Genomic DNA, 4,632 nt, shown 5'->3' on the forward strand with positions numbered 1-4,632 from the left:
CGTCCTCGTCCTGGGTGGTCCGGGCCCGGTGCCCGGCGCTGCCGCGCGCCGACCGGGTGGGGTCGAGGAAGACGTACGCGATCTCCGGGAACCGGCCGGTGAGCCGCCGCTCGGCCTCGTCGGCGGCGTCCTCGATGTCGGCGCCGGTGGCGTCGTCCCGGAAGTCGACCTTGGCGGCGACCAGGATGTCCTCCGGCCCGAGGAACATGGTCATCAGGGTGTCGATCCGGTCCACCGCCGGCAGCCCGGCCAGCTCGTGCTCGATCTGCCGGTGCACCCGGTCGGACACCGCCCGGCCGACCAGCAGCGAGATGTTGCTGCGGGCCAGGATGCCGGCGACCACCAGCAGCAGCACGCCGATGAGGATCGAGGCCACGCCGTCGTAGAGCTCGTCGCCGGTGAGGTGGGACAGGGCGAGCCCGGCGGCGGCGAGCAGCAGGCCGATCAGGGCGGCGCTGTCCTCCAGGAAGACCGCCTTGACCGTGGTGTCGGCGGTCAGCCGCAGGTAGCGGCGCGGGGTGGCCCGCCAGCGCCGGGATTCCCGGCGCACCTGCCGGACGGCCCGGGCCAGCGAGACCGACTCGATGGCGAACGAGATCGCCAGCACGACGTACGAGGTCAGGTAGTTGCCGGTGTGCTCGTGCACGAGGATCGTGGTGACGCCGTGGGTGATGGCGAAGCCGGCGCCGACCACGAAGGTGAACAGCGCGGCGAGGAACGCCCAGACGTAGCTCTCCTTGCCGTACCCGAAGGGGTGCCGGGGGTCGGCGGGCCGCGCCCCGCGGCGCAGCGCCAGGTAGAGCAGCACCTCGGTGGTGGTGTCGGCGACCGAGTGGGCGGCCTCGGAGAGCATCGCCGCGGAGCCGGAGAGCAGGCCCGCGATCAGCTTGGCGACCGCGATGGCGAGGTTGGCCGCGCCGGCCACCACGACGGTGCCCACGCTCTCGCTCTTGACCTCCGCCTGCGCCATGGGCTCACCCTATGGCCGCCGTCGGCCCGCCGCCGGGCGAGCGACGCGGCCCCGGGGCGGTGTGGTCCGGATCGCTCCCGCGCGGGACTCCCGCGCGCCGCGCCCGCGCGGGTGCGCGCTGCGGACGTGCGGGCTGCTAGCGTTTCCCACGTGTCGCGGACCCGTACCGAACGCCTGGTCAACCTGGTGATCTGTCTGCTGTCCACGCGACGGTTCCTGACCGCCGCGCAGATCGCCGCGACCGTGCCCGGCTACGAGCACGATCCGGACGACGCCAAGGACCACGAGGCGTTCCAGCGCAAGTTCGAGCGGGACAAGGCCGAGCTGCGGGAGCTCGGGGTGCCGTTGGAGACCGGCACGGCCAGCGTCTTCGACGCCGAGCCGGGCTACCGGATCGCACCTCGCGAGTACGCGCTGCCCGACATCCCCCTCGAACCGGACGAGGCCGCCGCCGTGGGCATCGCGGCGCGGCTGTGGCAGCACGCCGGCCTGGCCGCCGCCGCCTCGTCGGGTCTGGCGAAGCTGCGGGCCGCCGGCATCGACGTGGACCCGCAGGCCACGCTCGGCCTGGAGCCGATGGTCACGGTCGACCCGGGGTTCGCGCCGCTGACCGCCGCCGCGCGGGACCGGCGGGAGGTCAACTTCGACTACCGGGTGCCCGACCGGGACGCTCCGACCCGCCGCCGGCTCCAGCCGTGGGGTGTGGTCTGCTGGCGCGGCCGCTGGTACGTGGTCGGTCACGACCTGGACCGGGCGGCGACCCGCTGCTTCCGGCTCTCCCGCGTGGTCGGCACGGTCCGGGTGACCGGCCAGCCCGGGGCGTACGAGCCGCCCGCCGGGGTGGACCTGATCAGCCACGTGGCCCGCTGGTCCGGGCCGGTGGAGCGGACCGGCCGGGCCACCGTGCTGGTCGCCCCGGGCCGCGCCGCGGGGCTGCGCCGCTGGGCGGTGGAGACCCACGCCGGGCCCGACGGCGACCAGCTGGTCCTGCCGTACGCCGACGCCGACTACCTGGCCGGCCAGATCGTCGGCTACGGCCCGGACGTGCGGGTGCTGGAGCCGCCGGAGGTCCGTGAGGCGGTCATCCAGCGGCTGAAGGAGATCGCCGCCCGCCACGACGACCTGGCCGTGGCCGGAGGTGCCCGGTGACCCGCCCGGCGGCCCGCGGTGGCCGCGCCTCGGCGGACCGGCTGGCCCGGCTGCTCAACCTGGTGCCCTACCTGCTGGCCCGCCCCGGCATCGAGATCGCCGAGGCGGCCCACGACCTGGGGGTGACCGAGAAGCAGCTCCGCGAGGACCTGGAGCTGCTCTGGGTGTGCGGGCTGCCCGGTTACGGCCCCGGTGACCTGATCGACATGGCGTTCGACGGCGACCGGGTGACCATCACCTACGACGCCGGCATCGACCGCCCGCTCCGGCTCACCCCGGACGAGGCGCTGGCCCTGGTGGTGGCGCTGCGGATGCTCGCCGAGACGCCCGGGGTGGCCAACCGGGAGGCCGTCGAGCGGGCGCTCGCCAAGATCGAGAGCGCGGCCGGTGACCTGGCCGGCGCCCCGGTCGAGGTGCGGCTGCCCGGCGACACGGCCCGGGTCCGCGAGCTGCGCGCCGCCGTGGAGCGCGGCCGGGCGTTGCGGATCACCTACTACACCGCCGCGCGGGACGAGACCACCGAGCGGACCATCGACCCGCTGCGGATGCTGATGGTCGGCGGCCGGGCGTACGTGGAGGCGTGGTGCCGCCGGGCCGAGGCGGTCCGGCTGTTCCGGGCCGACCGGATCGACGCCGTCACCGAGCTGGCCGAGCAGGCCGTGGTGCCGCCGCAGGCCCGCCCGCACGACCTCAGCGACGGTGTGTTCCGCCCCTCGCCGGACCTGCCGCTGATCACCCTGCGGATCGGCCGGGGCGAGCGGTGGATCACCGAGTACTACCCGTGCGAGCGGGTCGAGGCCGACGGCGAGCAGTGGCTGGTGTCGCTGCGGGTCACCGACCTGGGCTGGGCCCGCCGGTTCGTGCTCGGGCTCGGGCCGGACGTGACGGTGGTCGCGCCGACCGAGCTGGCCGAGCAGGTCCGGGCCCAGGCGGTCGCCGCGCTGGACGCGTACGCCACCCCGGTCGACCGCGCCGATCCGGCGGTGGCCGGCCTCAGCCAGTAGGCTGACCGCCGTGGTGACGTGGATCGTGCTCGGGGTCGTGCTGTTCGCGCTGGTCGTGCTGGCCCTGGCGGTCCGTCCGGTGCTGGCGCGGCTGCCCCGGCTGCGCCGCACGGCGCTGGCCCTGCAGCGGCGCCAGGCCGAGGCGGAGTCGCTGCGCTCGGCCGCCGAGGAACTCCAGGCGCGGGCCGAGTCGCTCCAGGAGCGGGTGGGCGTGGCGCAGGAACGGATGACGTTGATCAAGGCCAGGCGCGGGAAGTGATCGACGGCGGTCGGTCCGCTGCGCGATAGCTGCGCGTTCGCGGCCGGATCCGCGCACGATTGCGCCCCCGTGGGTGGTTGACGGGACACTCCGGGTTGGCCGAGACTTCACCGACCAGGCCCGTAACCGGGGGCCCGGCAGGGTGGCAACCGCCTTCGACGCACGTACGATGGGCTCCGACCACCCCTCACCGACACAGAGCGACTGGAGCTTCCCATGGGTGCCCTCAAGCCGTGGCACATCGCCGTACTCGTGGTCGTGCTGATCCTGCTCTTCGGCGCGAAGCGGCTCCCCGACGCGGCCCGCTCGCTGGGCCGCTCGCTGCGGATCATCAAGGCCGAGACCAAGAGCCTGCACGACGACGACCGTGACCTGGCCGAGAAGGCCGACGCGCAGACCGGCTACCAGCCGCTGCCGCCGCAGCAGCAGGTCGCGCAGCCGCAGCAGCCGGTCGCCCCGCCGGTCGACCCGGTGCAGCGCGTCCGCGAGAACTGATCCGAGAGGGCCCCACCACCGTGGCCTTCGGGTTGAAGAAGCGCGGCCCGAGCACGTTCGAGCGGGCCGCCGACGGCTCGATGACGCTCATCGAGCACTTCCGTGAGCTGCGCAACCGGCTGTTCCGCGCGTCCCTGGCGATCCTGGTCGGCTTCGGCTTCGGCGTCTGGCTCTCCGGCCGGGTCCTGCACGTGCTGCAGATGCCCTACTGCAACCTGCCGAAGGCGCGGCTCGCCAACGGCGACTGCAACTTCGTCCAGCTCGGCCCGGCCGACCTGTTCCTGTTGCAGATGAAGGTCGCGCTCTGGGTCGGCCTGATCATCGCGGCGCCGATCTGGCTCTACCAGCTCTGGGCGTTCATCGCGCCGGGCCTGCACCGGCACGAGCGGAGGTACGCCTACTTCTTCACCGCCCTGGCCGCGCCGCTGTTCGCGGCCGGCGCGGTGCTGGCGTTCTTCGTCACCTCCAAGGGCCTGGAGTTCCTGCTCAACGTCTCCGGCGGCGGCGACGTCACCACGACACTCGACATCACCCGCTACATCGGGTTCGTCACGAACCTGATCCTGCTGTTCGGGGTGGCGTTCGAGTTCCCGCTGATCGTGCTGATGCTCAACTTCGTCGGGCTGGCCAGCGCCAAGCGCCTGCTGAGCTGGTGGCGGGTGGCGATCTTCGTGTTCTTCGCGTTCTCCGCGGTGGTCACGCCGACGCCCGACCCGTTCGGCATGACGGCGCTGGCGATCTGCCTCTCCGCGCTC

The 4,632-nt window shown here is 73.8% G+C and carries 6 protein-coding genes; 5 read left to right on the forward strand and 1 reads right to left on the reverse strand.

Annotation, left to right across the window (positions count from 1 at the left end; genetic code table 11):
• On the reverse strand, positions 1–970 hold a 970-nt coding region (locus ACW0Q9_RS29210; protein ID WP_456186773.1), incomplete at its 3' end, for a cation diffusion facilitator family transporter.
• Positions 971–1,120: 150 nt separating this feature from the next.
• Here ACW0Q9_RS29210 and ACW0Q9_RS29215 point away from each other — a divergent pair.
• From ACW0Q9_RS29215 to tatC, 5 genes are all read left to right on the forward strand, one after another.
• Entirely contained in the window at positions 1,121–2,119 is a 999-nt protein-coding gene (locus tag ACW0Q9_RS29215; RefSeq protein WP_456186775.1) for a helix-turn-helix transcriptional regulator, read from the forward strand.
• Positions 2,116–3,123 carry a helix-turn-helix transcriptional regulator gene (locus ACW0Q9_RS29220; RefSeq protein ID WP_456186777.1) on the forward strand — a complete coding sequence of 336 codons (1,008 nt, stop codon included), beginning with the start codon at positions 2,116–2,118 and terminating at the stop codon, positions 3,121–3,123. The genes ACW0Q9_RS29215 and ACW0Q9_RS29220 overlap by 4 nt, the downstream gene beginning before the upstream one ends.
• Before the next feature lie 10 nt (positions 3,124–3,133).
• The gene (locus ACW0Q9_RS29225; protein ID WP_456186779.1) at positions 3,134–3,382 is read left to right on the forward strand and encodes a hypothetical protein; all 249 of its coding nucleotides are present in this window, start codon (positions 3,134–3,136) and stop codon (positions 3,380–3,382) included.
• Positions 3,383–3,598: 216 nt separating this feature from the next.
• Positions 3,599–3,877, forward strand: coding sequence for a Sec-independent protein translocase subunit TatA (gene tatA, locus ACW0Q9_RS29230; protein WP_456186781.1), 279 nt, complete (start codon positions 3,599–3,601; stop codon positions 3,875–3,877).
• 20 nt (positions 3,878–3,897) lie between these two features.
• Positions 3,898–4,632, forward strand: a 735-nt coding sequence (tatC, locus tag ACW0Q9_RS29235) for a twin-arginine translocase subunit TatC (RefSeq protein WP_456186783.1), incomplete at its 3' end; no start/stop codon positions are given.

This window comes from Micromonospora sp. I033, from assembly GCF_053890995.1.